The organism is Corallococcus sp. NCSPR001 (assembly GCF_017309135.1).
GTDB lineage: Bacteria > Myxococcota > Myxococcia > Myxococcales > Myxococcaceae > Corallococcus.
In genome coordinates this window covers 4,782,794-4,796,166 of sequence record NZ_JAFIMS010000002.1, presented here as the reverse complement: position 1 = coordinate 4,796,166, position 13,373 = coordinate 4,782,794, and the positions used below count along the sequence as shown (strand labels likewise).

The window sequence follows — 13,373 nt, the reverse complement described above, 5'->3', positions numbered from 1 at the left end:
ACACCCCATCCAGCCGCAGCGCCTCACCCGGAGCCCACACGCGATGCACAAGGAGCCCATCATCGGCATCGACCTCGGCACGACGAACTCGTGCGCGGCGATCGTCGAGGAAAGCGGGAACGTCAAGCTCATCCCCTACAAGGGCGGCGAGTACACCATCCCCTCCATCTTCGCCATCGACGACAAGGGCAACGAGCTCATCGGGTTCGAGGCGAAGCGCCAGTGGCAGCTCAACCCGCGCAACACCGTCTACGGCTCCAAGCGCCTGGTCGGGGTGAACTACAGCAGTGACGTCGTCGGCACGATGAAGAAGGCCGTCGCGTACAACATGCGCGCCGGCGCCAAGAACGACGTCACCCTGGACGTTGGCAAGAAGGAGTTCTCCCTCCAGGAGATCAGCGCGAAGATCCTGGGGAAGATCCGCGACGTCGCCTCCAACTACCTGAAGACGCCCATCAAGCGCGCGGTGGTGACGGTGCCCGCGTACTTCAACGACCGGCAGCGCCAGTCCGTGAAGGACGCCGGCAAGCTGATCGACCTGGAGGTCGTGCGCATCATCAACGAGCCCACCGCGGCGGCGCTCGCCTACGGCGTGGGCAAGACGCTCAAGGAGAAGGTCGTCATCTACGACCTGGGCGGCGGCACCTTCGACGTCTCCATCATCGAGATCCGCGACCGCGTCTTCGAGGTGAAGGCCACCGGCGGCGACGTGTTCCTGGGCGGCATCGACTTCGACAACGCCATCATCCACCACGTCCTCAAGGACTTCGCGGCCAAGACGGGCATCGACCTGGCCACGGACCCGGTGGCCATGCAGCGCATCAAGGACCTGGCCGAGCGCACGAAGATCGACCTGTCCGCGCGCGAGGAGGTGCCCTTCAACATCCCCTTCATCACGATGACGGCGCAGGGCCAGCCGCTGAACATCGAGATGAAGTTCACGCGCAAGATGCTGGAGCAGCTGACGAACCAGCTGGTGGACCGCACCCTCCAGATGGTCGCGCGCGTGCTGGTGGACTCGGGCCTGTCCACCAAGGACATCGACGAGGTCATGCTGGTGGGCGGCCAGACGCGCATGCCCGTCGTGCAGGACCGGCTCACCAAGTTCTTCGGCAAGCCGCCCAGCAAGGGCGTGCACCCGGACGAGGCGGTGGCCATTGGCGCGGCGCTCTACGCGCACTCGCTGGAGGACAACACCAACCTGCGCATCCAGCTCTTGGACGTGATCCCCATGGCCATTGGCCTGGAGCGCGGCGACGGCGGCTTCCACGTCGTCTTCCCGCGCAACGCGTCCATCCCCAACGCCAAGCAGCTGCTGGCCACGACGAGCATCGACAATCAGACCGAACTGGCGATGCGCATCTACCAGGGCGACCACGACACGGTGGCGCGCAACGATCTGCTGGGCGAGTTCACCTTCTCCGGGATCATGCCCGCCAAGGCCGGCACGGTGAACGTGGAGATCATCTTCGACGTGAGCGTGGAGGGCATCCTCACCATGCGCGCGAAGGACCCCGCCACCGGCCGCGAGATGAAGACCACGGTGCGCGTCACGCAGAGCTGAAGCACCTGGCGCCAGAAACACCACGGCGCCCCTGCCTGCTGAGAGGCGAGGGGCGCCGGGTGGGTACAACGACCGCCGAGGGAAACCTCAGGCGGTCTTCTTTTCCTTCTCCATGACGATCTGCGGAGGCTCGTGCTTGGTGATCACCTGCTCGGTGATCTTGCACTCCTTGACGCCCTCGCGGAACGGCACGTCGTACATGATCTCCAGCATGGCGTCCTCCATGATGGCGCGCAGGCCGCGCGCTCCGGAGTGACGGCGCATCGCCTCGCGGGCGATGGCGCGCAGCGCTTCCTTGGTGAAGGTGAGCTTCACCTTCTCGATCTCGAACATCTTCTGGTACTGCTTCACCAGGGCGTTCTTCGGGATCGTGAGGATGGTGACGAGGTCATCCTCCTTCAGGTCGTTGAGCGTCGCGATCATCGGCAGACGGCCGATGAACTCCGGAATCATCCCGAACTTCATCAGGTCTTCCGGCTCCGTCATGGCCAGCAGCTCACCCACGCTGCGCTCTTCCTTGTGGGTGATCTTCGCGCCGAAGCCCAGGCCCTTCTCACCCACGCGGCGCTTGATCACGCCGTCGATGCCGTGGAAGGCACCGCCGCAGATGAAGAGGATGTTCGTCGTGTCGACCTGGACGTACTCCTGCTGGTTGTACTTCTTGCCACCGCGCGGGGTGACGTTGGCGCGGGTGCCTTCGATGATCTTCAGCAGGGCCTGCTGCACGCCCTCGCCGCCCACGTCGCGGGTGGCGCTGGGCATGTCACCCTTGCGCGCGATCTTGTCGATCTCGTCGATGTAGACGATGCCGCGCGCGGCCTTCTCCACGTCGTAGTCGGCGTTGTGGAGGAGGTTCTGGATGATGTTCTCGACGTCCTCACCCACGTAGCCGGCCTCGGTGAGGCTGGTGGCGTCCGCGATGGTGAAGGGGACGTTGAGGAAGCGCGCCAGGGACTGCGCGAGCAGCGTCTTGCCCGAGCCCGTGGGGCCGATGAGCAGGATGTTGCTCTTCTGCAGCTCCACGTCTTCGCCGCCCGGGGCCTTCACCCCGGGGCGCGGCCGGGAGGCCGGCTTCTTCTGATAGATGCGCTTGTAGTGGTTGTACACCGCGACGGAGAGGACCTTCTTCGCCTGGTCCTGACCGATGACGTAGTCGTCGAGGAACGCCTTGATCTCCAGCGGCGTGGGCAGACTGACCTGCGGCTTGCCCTCCTCGCGTTCGTTCTCGTCCGCGATGATGTCGTTACACAGCTTGATGCACTCGTCGCAGATGTAGACCGTGGGTCCGGCGATGAGCTTCCGGACCTCGCGCTGCGACTTGCCGCAGAACGAGCAGGACAGGTTGACGTGGTGCTCCTTCTTCACTGCCGCCTCCGAGTTCGCCGGTCCCGGTTCGGGACCTTCTCCGCCGACCACCGCACTCCAACACCCGCGAAGCCGCCCACGTCTTTACGACGGCTCCAGGCCCACCTGCTACAGGCCCTGAACCCACTATAGGGCCCTCCCCGTCGGGCAGGAAGCCCGGTGGAAGCGCCCTTTCCTGGGAGCGTTCAGCCCAGGTCAACGGGTCGACCTTGGATAACAGCGACTCAGGCGTCCGTCACGCTCGACGCGAGTTCTTCGACATCGTCCGCCAGGGCGGCCGCCCGCTCAGCGACAGCGTTGGGGACTCGACGGCTTCCCGCCAGCTCGGAGGCGAGCTTTCGCGCCAGCTGCGCCAGTTTCCGCACCTGGAGGCTCTCCGGGGGCGGCTCCGGCGGGGGCCGGGGGAAGCGCTCGGCGAACTCCTTCTTGAGCTCCGTGGGGGACTTCTCCGGGCTCCAGATGCTGTCGCGCAGCGACTTGTACTCCGTGGGGGAGAGCTGACCCCGCTCCTCGGCGTCGGCCAGGACTTCCACCACCTCGAAGGCGGGGGCCTTCTCCGGGAACTCCTGCTGCTGGAGCTCCTCCGGGTCCTCGTGCTTGGCCAGGAAGCTGAACGAGCGCGTGAGCTTGAGCGCCGTCTGCTTCTTGATGTGCAGCTCCTTGAGGCAGTAGGCCTCGAAGGAGGCGTGGCCCCACTCCTCGTACTTGGCTTCGTCCCGGACCTGGACGAGCAGCTTGCCCAGCTCCGCCCAGGTGGACTTGAAGCGCTTGGCGGCGAGCAGGACGGTGTGGCGGAACGTCCCCGGGGGGACACTCATGGCCTTCTTGGCGATTTCGACTTCGGCGACAGAGGCGGACATGCCTGTTGTATCGGGCACGTCCGGAGTGTGGGCAAGAAAGTCGCCCTACCCCCGCTTGCCGATATTGAACGAAAGCCCCACGGTGGCGCGCTCGCCCTCGTAGGCCTTGAAGGGCCACTTCTTCAGCTCCGAGAACAGGCACTCGTAAAGCGGGCCCTGCTTGAACTGGGGGTTGTCCACCCAGAGCTTGTTCACGCGGCCGTCGTTCCCGATGACGAACTCCATGGGGATCTTCGCGGCCAGGCCGGGCGTGCGCTCGGCCTCTTCCTTGAAGCAGCGGAAGAGCTTGGACTGGTTGCCCGCGACGACGCGGTTGATGGCGCCCTGGTCGAACTGCTGGGCCATCTCCAGGCCGTCCGGATCCGTGGAGACGCTGCCCGTGCGGGGCGGCGGCCGGTTGCCCGCGACGGCGGCGGTGGCCACCGCGCCGCTGCCACCTGTCTTGGCGCCACCACTGCCCTGCCCCGCGGGGCGATCCGGGCGGCGCGGGTCGTTGGTGGGGTACGCGAAGAGGTCCTCGTCGTCCCCGCGCGCCTGGGCCAGGCGGATGGTGGGCGGGTCCATGGTGATGCCGTCGCCCTCCTCGGAGGCGCCGAACAGGCCGTACACGGCGGCGTTGCGCGCCAGGTACCAGCCGGTGACGCCCAACAGGAGCGCCACGCCCGCGGCGACGCCGGCCAGCACCTTCACCCGCTTCTGGTTGCGGGCCTGCTCCACGAGCATCGTCTGGGCGACGCGGCCCTGCGCCTCGAAGCGCGCGATATGCACCTGGAAGGCGGCGGTGTCCCGGAGGTTGCGGAACTCCCGCTCACCGGCCGGGGCCACCGGGCTGTCAGGGGTCAACTCCCCCGTGTAGAGCTTCTCCACCACCTGGGACGCGGTGATGGGCCCCAGCACCAGGTCGCCCTGTCGGAAAAGCCACTGCCCATCACTGTCCATCGCGAGTTCTTGAGCGGCCAGCATTCGCGCGGGAGTATCGTGTTTCTCCCGTCGACACCGCAACGCCGTGGCCAGGTCCTCCCCCAGACGAATTCCCGCCGTACTGTGGACTTGGTATCGCGGTGGAAACTTCCGCGGCTTCCAGCGCCAGGTGGAAGGTCCCACCGTCCAGGACGCGCTCGAGGACGCCCTGGAGCAGGCAGGCTCACCGGCCACGGTGATGCCGTCCGGGCGCACCGACCGGGGCGTGCACGCTCGGATGCAGGTCATCAGCCTGCGCCTCAATGAGGATGTGCCCCTGGACTCGCTGCCCGAACGGCTCGCCAGGCACCTGTCCCCGGACGTGGGGCTGTGCATCGCGAAGCGGCCGCCGGGGGCTTTTCACGCCCAGTGGAGCGCGAGCGGCAAGGAGTACCGCTACCACCTGACGCTGGGCGCTCCGCCCCCGGAGGCCTGGCGGCCGTACGCGCTGGACGTGGCGGCGGACGAAACCCTCCAGGCGGGCCACCGAGTGGTGCCGGAGAAGCTGGAGGCGCTGCTCTCCCGCGCCGTGGGGACGCGGAACTTCACCGCGTTCCACGAGCGCTCCAGTCCCCAGAAGCCGCGCACGTTGCAGTCCGCCACCCTGCGGGAGCTGGGCGGAGGGCTCTTCGAGGCACGGCTCTTGGGAGATGGCTTCGCGCGCTACCAGGTGCGGTACCTGGTGGGCAGCGCGCTGAAGGTGGCCGCGGGGCTCCTGTCCGAGGAGCAGTGGCACGCGGCGCTGGATTCGGGGACCGCCCTGGCCGGCTTCAAGGCCCCGGCGCATGGGCTGGTATTGTGGGAGGTCTGCTATCCTTCCGCAGTGGACCCTTTCGGGCCCGGCGAGCGCCTCCACCCGCCCGGTCTGCCCGACGCGCCACCCTTCACGGGAGCGCCGCCGGGCTGACGTGGCGCCTCAGTCCACGAAGCGCGCTTCGTACTTCGCCAGCAGATCCGAGATGGCCTCCCGGAGGTACTCGCTCTGACGGATGCGCGTGGAGCGCGACAGCTCCTTCAGGGCATCCAACTTCTCACGGTTGAGACGAAACACGACCGAGGTGAGGCGGGGATTCATGTCCAAGTGCGTGGCCTCCGACAGATGCACACACCCTCTCACAATGTCGGACAACCTCAAGAAAACAACCTACGAGGCCGAACCCACCGGGATGATCCACTGCAACCCGGTGAAGAGCTCGGTGTCCGCGCGCAGTCCGGAGCCGAACCCGAACGTGAAGCCGAGCCCGCCGTACAGCGCGAAATGATCCGAGAGGGTGTGTCTGGCGCCGAACCCTATGCGAGGCCCCAGCCACGGCCCAGAAATCGGACGCACGGAAACGCCGAGATCAAAGAAGGTCCGCCACGACTCGGATCCGAAGAGGCTGCGGTAGCCGGTGATCAGCGCCAGCTCCTCTCCCGGGCGGCCGGTGCTGCCGCGCGCGAGGAGGAACACCTCGTCCCCCTCGTAACCCACGGTGATCGCGGCCCCCAGGTCCAGCTGCCCGGCGAGTCCGGACACGGCCGCGTCCCCGCTGATCCGTTCGGAGTACGTGGCCCCGGGCCCCACCGTGAGGATCAGCGAGCGTTGGCGCGCATAGGGGCTGTCATCCAGGTACTCCACGGCCGCGGCGGGGGTGGCCACGGCCAGGGTGAGCGGGATCAGGAACCCCTTCACCCCACCACCGGGAGCTTGAAGCCCTCGGACTTCCCCTGCCCTGCCCCGGCCGCGGGGGCGATGCCGGCGGCCTCGTTGAGGCGGCCGGAGCGGAAGGGCTCCAGGTCCAGGGCCACGAACTTGAAGCCCAGGGACTTGAAGGCGCCGTTGATCCGCTCGCGGATGCCGGCCTCGAAGAAGCGCGGGTACTCCTCGCTGGCCAGCTCGATGCGCGCCACATCCTGGTGGTAGCGCACCCGGAACTGCTTGAAGTCCAGCGCGCGCAGCTCCGACTCCGCGGCGGCGATCTGCAGGAGCCGGTCGCGCGTCACGGACGTGCCGTAGGGGATGCGCGACGCCAGGCACGCCATCTGCGGCTTGTCCCAGGTGGGCAGCCCCAGCTTGCGGCTCCACGCGCGGATCTCATCCTTGGTGAGCCCCGCCTGGGCCAGGGGGGAGCTCACCTGGTGCTCCTTCGCGGCCTTGTGGCCGGGGCGGTGATCCTTGAAGTCGTCCGCGTTGAAGCCGTCCAGCACCACGGCGAGGCCCAGCTCCGCGCGCTTCGCCTCGCAGAGGTCGTACAGCTCCGTCTTGCAGAAGTAGCAGCGGTTGGTGGGGTTGGCGGCGTAGTTGGGGTTCGCCAGCTCGTTGCTGGAGACGACGACGTGCCGGGCGCCCAGGCGGTCCGCCAGCTCACGGGCCTCGCGCTCCTCCTCCGGGGCGACGGAGGCGGACAGCGCGGTGAGTGCCAGGGCGCGCTCGCCCAGCACCTCCGCCGCGATGGCGAGGACGAAGGTGGAGTCCACGCCGCCGGAGAACGCCACCAGCGCGCTGCCGTGGGCGCGCAGGGCTTCGCGCATCACCTCCAGCTTGGGGCGGGACGCTTCACAGAGGGCTTCAATCCGCTCGGGGCTCAGCATGGGGGACTCCTAAAACGGAAGGGCCCCGGATTGCACGCGCATCGCGCGGGCAACCTGGAGCCCTTCGACAGACGGGACGGCGGTTGGAATTACCGGGCCTTGCCCTTGGCGGCCTTCTTCTTCGCGGCCGGGGCCGGCTTGCCCACGCGGGCGGCGCGGGTGGCCGGACGCGCCTTGGCGCCCTTGGAACCCTTGTCCGCCTTGGGGGCCTTGGCGGCCTTCACGGCGGCGACCCGGGCCGGCGGGTCCTCTTCGTCGCGGCGCGCCTTCTTCGGCGGCAGCGGGTTGGCCTTCATCTTCTTGCCGGTGATGGTCTTCAGCTCGTCCGTGGACATCAGGCCCAGGTCCAGCAGCGCCTGGAAGATCTTCGTCCCGCCGTCCTCCACCGACTCCGTGTCGGAGTAGATGGTCACCTCAGGGGAGGTGGGCGGCTCGTACGGCTCCGTGATGCCGATGAAGTTGGGGATCTCCCCGTTGAGCGCCTTCTTGTACTTGCCGGTGGTGTCGCGCTCGATGAGCTTCTCCGTGGGGCAGTCCACGTAGACCTCCACGTACTTGCCCACCGAGCGGCGCACTTCCTCGCGGCTCGACTTGTAGGGGCTCACGCAGGGGACGAGCACGGCCGTGCCGTTGCGCGCCAGGAGGTTGGCGACGAAGCCCAGACGGCGCACGACCATGTTGCGCTCATCCTTGGTGTCGCCGATGCCGGCCCACAGGTCGTTCTGGAGTTCGCCCTCGTCGAGGACCTCCACGTTGCGTCCGACCTGGCGGAGCCGGGCCGCGATGTAGGCGGCCGTGGTGGTCTTCCCGGTTCCCGACATGCCGGTCAGCCAGAGGGTGAATCCAGTGTTGGTGGCCATAAGGGTTCTAACTCCCTGCGTCCGGAGCGCTTCTTGCACGCGGCGTGGGACGCGGCAGATCCAATAGACCGCCGCTTTATAGACGAAAACCCAGTGACTTGACAATTCGGACCCACCTTTCCGCAGGTGGGGTCGGCTGCAGGGCAAGTTCCCGCCCTTACACGGGTTTTTCAAACCTGAAATCCGCCAATGCAAGCGGAACAGTCTGAAAATCTCCTGCACGCCAAACAGACCGGGAGGCGGAGGCGGCACGGCCTCCGCGTATGGCGACCACCACGTACGACACCTGAGGCAGCAGTGGGATTCCCGAGGGAGCGGCCTGGCGTCGGTCCTCCAAGGAGAACATGGCGGGCGCGTCCACGTGCGAGTGGAAGACGCAGGCCACCTCTTCCTGTCGCGCGTCCGCCTCCAGGCACACCTGGAGCCACGCCTCCGGAGCGAAGGCGTAGGCGATGTGTGGCGTGGGGGAGACGTTGGGCAGCGGGACGACCCGCCAGGGGCCGCCCTCCCCCGCCCCGCTCCGGAGGAGCACGCCGCAGCCCTCCTGGGGCCACGCGGCCTCCAGGTGGCGGATCATCCGGGCGAGGACCTCCGGCGGGATCAGGGCTTCGCTTCCGCCGCGGCGCAGCGCGAGCACCGGCGAGGCTCCAGGTCCGTCATCGCCCCCGGAGCGCTCAGCCACCGGCCGCCCAGCGACGGGCCCAGGCCCAGCCGCAGCCGCTGGAACACGAGCGCGCCCAGGGCGCCCAGGGCCACGCCCATGGCCCCATCCGGCGGCGTGCCCAGGTGGCGCACCGTCTCACCGAAGCACCAGACACACCCGTCCTGGCCCCGGAACACCATCGCGCCGCGCGCGCCGTCGCCGCCCAGCGCGACCCAGGGGGCCTCTCCGCTCCAGGCCGCCGGCAGCTCCGCGAGCAGCCCGCCGCCGGGCGTGCCCACCGCGTCCGGGTTCACCTCCGGAATCACGCGCGCCAGCACCTCCGCCACGGGCTGTCCCACGTCGTGCGCGGACGCGAGGAACCCCGGCGACCAGGGCCCCATCGTCAATGAGCCCACGCCCGTCACCGGGGTGCCGCCGCCCGCCAGGTACGCGGTGGCCGTGAGGCCGGAAGCGCCCAGCCCGTCCACGCGCGCGCCGCCCGAAAGCAACGCCTCCTGCCCGCGCCCGCCCACGTCCCGCAGGAGGATCTGCCGGGAGTAGCGGAGAATCTGATCCTCGCGCAGCGCCATGCCGGCCCCTTCAGCCCCCCGCCATGGCGGGGATGAGGGTGATGCGGTCCGCTTCCTTCACGGGCGTGTCCAGGGCCTTGAGCGCGCGCACGTCCTCGTCGTTGAGGAAGACGTTCACGTACCGGCGCACGGCGCCCTTGTCGTCGAAGAGACGCGCGCCCATGCCGGGGTAGCGCGCGTCCAGGTCGCGCAGCACCTCGCCCACGGTGGCGCCGGTGGCCTGGACCTCGGACTTGTTGCCCGTCAGCGTCCTCATGGGCGTCGGAATGCGAATCGTGGCCATGCGCTCATCTCCCCCGCTTGCGGATGATCAACCGGTGCGTGCCGTCCCCGCGTGGATCCAGCGACACCACGTCGTGGCCCTCGTCCTTCGCGCTGCGGGGCACGTTTTTCAGGGGCTCGTCGCCCTTGAGCAGCACCTCCAGCAGCGTGTCCGGGGGCAGCGACTCCAGCTTCAGCTTGGTGCGCACGTAGGTCATCGGACACACCTCGCGGGTGATGTCCAACGTCGCCGTCACGTCGGGCATGCGGTGTCCTCCTGGGACGAAGGGAACGGGGGCAGCGTCTGGATGGCGCACCCCGGGCAGTCCGGCGCGCGCGTCACCTTCACGGTGCGCCCCTCCAGCGTCTCGCCGTCGAGCACGTGCAGCGTGGCCTGTCCCCGGGGGCCCGTGGCCGCGCCCGCCAGCAGCTCCAACGCGAGCAGCGCCTGCACCGCGCCGATGAGCCCCGCCATCGCGCCCAGCACGCCCGCCTGCGCGCAGGTGGGCACCGCGTCCGGGGGCGGCACGTCCTCGTAGAGGCAGCGCAGGCACGGGCCGCCGGGGTCGATCCGCAGGGCCTGGCCGCTCATTCGCAGCACGCCGCCGTACACGAGCGGAACGCCGGTGAGCACCGCCACGTCCGACAGGAAGAACTTGGTCGCGACGCCGTCCGTGGCGTCCACCACCAGGTCGTGCTCGCGGAAGAGCGCTTCGGCGTTGTTGGCATCCAGCCGCTCCGGCACGGCCTCCACGCTCAGGCCGGGGAAGGCGCGCAGCAGGCCGGCGGCGGCGGACTCCGCCTTGAAGCGGCCCACGTCCTGGGTGCGGTGCCAGAGCTGCCGGGGCAGGTTCGTCACGTCCACCCGGTCCGGATCCACCAACGTCAGGTGGCCCACACCGCCCTGCGCCAGCGCGAGCGACGCCGGGCAGCCCAGGCCGCCCGCCCCCACCACCAGCACCCTTGCGCGCTCGATGCGGGTGGCGTGGGGAATGCGTGCGTGATGGTCGGTATCCGGGGAACCGTGCATGGGGCTGGTGCTCCGCGAGGAACGAACGAATATGGTGCGGCGGCTCCACGTCTCGTCTTCAAACCGCCGCCGTCACAAGCGGCCCTCACCAGCCAGGACATATGAAAAACCTGACCGGCGCGCTCGTGTTTTCCACCCTGCTGTCCCTGGCTGTCGGCTGCCACAAGAACACCGGGGAGAGCCCCGACGCCGCAACGCAGACCGGCACCGTCAAGGAGGAGCTCCAGTCGGGCCGCGAGGCCGCTCCCGCCCCGGACGCCACCGCCGAGGCCGGCACCAAGGACGCGAGCTCCGTGAGCTACGACTCGGGCGCCAGCGACCGCCTGGCCCTGGAGGCCTGCGTGGACGGCTGGCTCAAGTCCCACAACCTGGACAAGTACGGCAGCCAGAAGGGCACCATGTACGCGGGCGGCACGCCCCTGTTCGACGAGCGCACCGGCGAGACGAAGGACCGCCTGGATTTCGTCCTGGAGCGCCAGCCCGAGGCCAAGAAGGCGTGCGTGGACGAAGGCGCGCCCAAATAGCGCGCGTTTCCCCCTCTTCCGCACCCGCCAGGATGCCCACCTGGCGGCTTGCCGGGAATTCCGCGCCCCGGCAAGGTCCCGTAAGCTGCCGCTCGAATGGACAGCGACCCCCGACCCGGCGACGACCACCCGGCCCATGACCTGAAGGCCCGCGTCCGCGCCGTGCTGGAGCGCCGCAACCTCACGGACAACGTGTCCGCGGAGCAGGCCGCGGCCTCCTGGGAGCAGGACCGCTTCGTCGCCCGGGCCCGCGCGCTGTTCTACGCGCGGATGATGTTCCTCACGTTGGGCCTGCTCATCCTCGCGGTGCCCGCGTGGAGCGGCTACTTCGGCTTCAACGGGCCCATCTCCTTCCTGGGCTACTTCGCGATGCTCATCTACAGCGTCGCGAACCTGCTCGTCATCGACCACCCGAAGGCGGGCCGGTGGGTGACGTACCTGTCGCTGTGCTTCGACCTGCTCATCACCGTGGTGCTCATCGCCCGGCCGCAGGTGGGCGGTGGCCTCCAGAGCCCGCTGCTGGCGACGCAGCTGCTCTTCACCACGCTCTTCGCCATCCTCTTCCCCAAGCCGTTGGCCATCCTGCCGCCGCTGCTGGCGCTGCCCATCACCACGCGCCTGGACCTGCTCCTCAACCGCTCCGTGACGGCCGTGGAGCTACTCACGCTGCTCTGGTACCTGGGGCTCAACTTCATCATCGTCTACGTGCTCGTGTACCTGAACGAGCGCGAGGCCACCGCGCACCGCGAGGTGGTGTCCCTGCAGGGCGACCTGAAGGAATTGGCGGTGGTGGAGGAGCGCAACCGGCTGGCGCGCGAAATCCATGACGGCCTGGGCGCGTCCCTGTCCTCGATGATCATCCAGGCGGAGTACATCCTGAACCTCGCGCGCGAGGACGGGCTGCGCACGGAGATCCGCGAGATGAAGGCCACCGCGGAGGAGTCGATTGAAGAGCTGCGCCGCAACCTGCGGATGATGCGCGACGACTTCGAGCTGGCGCAGGGCCTGGAGGACTACGTCAAGACGTTCCGCGACCGCACCGGGCAGGACATCCGCTTCGAGCGCACGGGCCTGGCGCGCAAGCTGCCCCCGGACGCGCAGTTGGCGCTCTTCCGCATCCTCCAGGAGTGTCTGTCCAACGCCGCGAAGCACGCCGAGGCGAAGGAGGTCCAGGTGCGCCTGGACTTCAGCCCGGAGGGCGTGCACCTGGTGGTCCGCGACAACGGCAAGGGCTTCGACCCGGGCCGCACGCCGCGCGGACACTACGGCCTGCTCAACATGCGTGAGCGGGCCATGAAGCTCGGGGGTTCCATCGTGGTGGACTCGGCGCCCGGCGCCGGGGCCCAGGTGGCCTTCTCCCTTCCCTGTCTTTCCGCCTGACACGCACCGGAGATCCGCCCCGTGGACCCGACCCCGAATGCCGCCGCCCTCCCCATCCGCGTGTTCGTCGTGGAGGACCAGACCAAGATCTTGAAGAACCAGCTGCGCCTCTTCGAGGGCCACCCGGACATCGACATCGTGGGCACCGCGCTGTCCGGCGAGGCCGCGCTGGTCGAGGTCGAGCGCGAGCAGCCGGACGTGCTGCTGCTGGATTTGGGGCTGCCGCGCATGAGCGGCATCGACGTCACCCGCGAGGTGAAGGCGCGCTTCCCGAAGGTGGAGATCCTGATCTTCACCATCTTCGACGAGGAGGACAAAGTCCTCGAGGCCGTGAAGGCGGGCGCGTCCGGCTACCTGCTCAAGGGCGCGACGGTGGACAAGATCGTCGAGGCCATCAAGGAGGTGCGCGCGGGCGGCACGGTCATCCAGCCGAACCTGGCGCGGCGCCTGTTGCGCCACTTCCGCGTGGAGCCGGACACCGCGCCCGTGCCCACGGAGCCGCTGGCCGTGTCGCCGTCCGCCTCGGAGCCGGCTGCTCCGGCTTCCGCGCAGGAGCCGCTGCTCAAGCCCCTATCGGATCGCGAGCGCGAGATCCTCCAGCTCATCGCCAAGGGCGTGTCCAACAGCGAGGCGGCCCGGCTGCTGTCGCTCTCCAAGGCGACCATCCGCACGCACCTGGAGCACATCTACCGGAAGCTCGAAGTGACGAACCGCGTGGAGGCCGTCACCGAGGGCATCCGCAAGGGCCTCATCTCCGTCTAGTAG

General features: G+C 68.7%; 17 protein-coding genes. 5 read left to right on the top strand and 12 right to left on the bottom strand.

Annotated features, from left to right (window positions below; all coding sequences use genetic code 11):
* Positions 1-43: 43 nt before the first annotated feature.
* Positions 44-1,564 (top strand): Hsp70 family protein, encoded by a 1,521-nt coding sequence (locus tag JYJ93_RS21635; RefSeq protein ID WP_206794176.1) that lies wholly within the window; start codon positions 44-46, stop codon positions 1,562-1,564.
* An 87-nt stretch (positions 1,565-1,651) separates the two neighbouring features.
* Here the strand turns inward: JYJ93_RS21635 and clpX are convergent, their stop codons facing one another.
* The 3 genes from clpX to JYJ93_RS21620 all read right to left on the bottom strand — a co-directional run bounded on the left by clpX (position 1,652) and on the right by JYJ93_RS21620 (position 4,752).
* Positions 1,652-2,929, bottom strand: a complete 1,278-nt coding sequence (gene clpX, locus JYJ93_RS21630; RefSeq protein WP_206794174.1) for an ATP-dependent Clp protease ATP-binding subunit ClpX — start codon at positions 2,927-2,929, stop codon at positions 1,652-1,654.
* Between the two features lie 224 nt (positions 2,930-3,153).
* Positions 3,154-3,789, bottom strand: coding sequence for a hypothetical protein (locus JYJ93_RS21625; RefSeq protein ID WP_242543887.1), 636 nt, complete (start codon positions 3,787-3,789; stop codon positions 3,154-3,156).
* A 45-nt stretch (positions 3,790-3,834) separates the two neighbouring features.
* Positions 3,835-4,752 (bottom strand): AgmX/PglI C-terminal domain-containing protein, encoded by a 918-nt coding sequence (locus JYJ93_RS21620; protein WP_206794170.1) that lies wholly within the window; start codon positions 4,750-4,752, stop codon positions 3,835-3,837.
* 43 nt (positions 4,753-4,795) lie between these two features.
* Here JYJ93_RS21620 and JYJ93_RS21615 point away from each other — a divergent pair, with 43 nt between their 5' ends.
* The gene (locus JYJ93_RS21615) at positions 4,796-5,656 is read left to right on the top strand and encodes a tRNA pseudouridine(38-40) synthase TruA (RefSeq protein ID WP_206794168.1); all 861 of its coding nucleotides are present in this window, start codon (positions 4,796-4,798) and stop codon (positions 5,654-5,656) included.
* A 9-nt stretch (positions 5,657-5,665) separates the two neighbouring features.
* Here JYJ93_RS21615 and JYJ93_RS21610 read toward each other — a convergent pair whose 3' ends face one another.
* The 9 genes from JYJ93_RS21610 to JYJ93_RS21570 form a co-directional block, all read right to left on the bottom strand.
* Positions 5,666-5,830, bottom strand: coding sequence for a ribbon-helix-helix domain-containing protein (locus tag JYJ93_RS21610; RefSeq protein ID WP_120563010.1), 165 nt, complete (start codon positions 5,828-5,830; stop codon positions 5,666-5,668).
* 63 nt (positions 5,831-5,893) lie between these two features.
* Positions 5,894-6,421 (bottom strand): hypothetical protein, encoded by a 528-nt coding sequence (locus tag JYJ93_RS21605; RefSeq protein ID WP_206794166.1) that lies wholly within the window; start codon positions 6,419-6,421, stop codon positions 5,894-5,896.
* Positions 6,418-7,320, bottom strand: coding sequence for an ATP-dependent sacrificial sulfur transferase LarE (gene larE, locus JYJ93_RS21600; RefSeq protein ID WP_206794164.1), 903 nt, complete (start codon positions 7,318-7,320; stop codon positions 6,418-6,420). Before larE ends, JYJ93_RS21605 begins: the two co-directional genes overlap by 4 nt.
* Before the next feature lie 89 nt (positions 7,321-7,409).
* The gene (cysC, locus tag JYJ93_RS21595) at positions 7,410-8,180 is read right to left on the bottom strand and encodes an adenylyl-sulfate kinase (RefSeq protein ID WP_206794155.1); all 771 of its coding nucleotides are present in this window, start codon (positions 8,178-8,180) and stop codon (positions 7,410-7,412) included.
* A gap of 157 nt (positions 8,181-8,337) precedes the next feature.
* Positions 8,338-8,817, bottom strand: coding sequence for a M67 family metallopeptidase (locus tag JYJ93_RS21590; RefSeq protein ID WP_206794154.1), 480 nt, complete (start codon positions 8,815-8,817; stop codon positions 8,338-8,340).
* A complete protein-coding gene (locus JYJ93_RS21585) occupies positions 8,781-9,413 on the bottom strand; it encodes a ThiF family adenylyltransferase (protein ID WP_206794152.1) in 633 nt (210 codons plus the stop codon). The genes JYJ93_RS21590 and JYJ93_RS21585 overlap by 37 nt, the downstream gene beginning before the upstream one ends.
* A gap of 10 nt (positions 9,414-9,423) precedes the next feature.
* The gene (locus JYJ93_RS21580) at positions 9,424-9,696 is read right to left on the bottom strand and encodes a ubiquitin-like small modifier protein 1 (protein WP_206794149.1); all 273 of its coding nucleotides are present in this window, start codon (positions 9,694-9,696) and stop codon (positions 9,424-9,426) included.
* A gap of 4 nt (positions 9,697-9,700) precedes the next feature.
* On the bottom strand, positions 9,701-9,940 hold the full coding sequence (locus JYJ93_RS21575; RefSeq protein WP_206794147.1) for a sulfurtransferase TusA family protein: 240 nt from the start codon (positions 9,938-9,940) through the stop codon (positions 9,701-9,703).
* Positions 9,928-10,704 carry a HesA/MoeB/ThiF family protein gene (locus JYJ93_RS21570; protein ID WP_206794145.1) on the bottom strand — a complete coding sequence of 259 codons (777 nt, stop codon included), beginning with the start codon at positions 10,702-10,704 and terminating at the stop codon, positions 9,928-9,930. Before JYJ93_RS21570 ends, JYJ93_RS21575 begins: the two co-directional genes overlap by 13 nt.
* Before the next feature lie 101 nt (positions 10,705-10,805).
* On the opposite strand from JYJ93_RS21570, the gene JYJ93_RS21565 reads away from it, so the two are divergent.
* The 3 genes from JYJ93_RS21565 (at position 10,806) to JYJ93_RS21555 (ending at position 13,370) form a co-directional block, all read left to right on the top strand.
* Complete coding sequence (locus tag JYJ93_RS21565) at positions 10,806-11,228, top strand: hypothetical protein (protein WP_206794143.1); 423 nt, start codon at positions 10,806-10,808, stop codon at positions 11,226-11,228.
* A 96-nt stretch (positions 11,229-11,324) separates the two neighbouring features.
* Entirely contained in the window at positions 11,325-12,608 is a 1,284-nt protein-coding gene (locus JYJ93_RS21560; RefSeq protein WP_206794141.1) for a sensor histidine kinase, read from the top strand.
* Positions 12,609-12,629: 21 nt separating this feature from the next.
* On the top strand, positions 12,630-13,370 hold the full coding sequence (locus tag JYJ93_RS21555; RefSeq protein WP_206794139.1) for a response regulator transcription factor: 741 nt from the start codon (positions 12,630-12,632) through the stop codon (positions 13,368-13,370).
* The last annotated feature ends 3 nt before the right edge of the window (positions 13,371-13,373 follow it).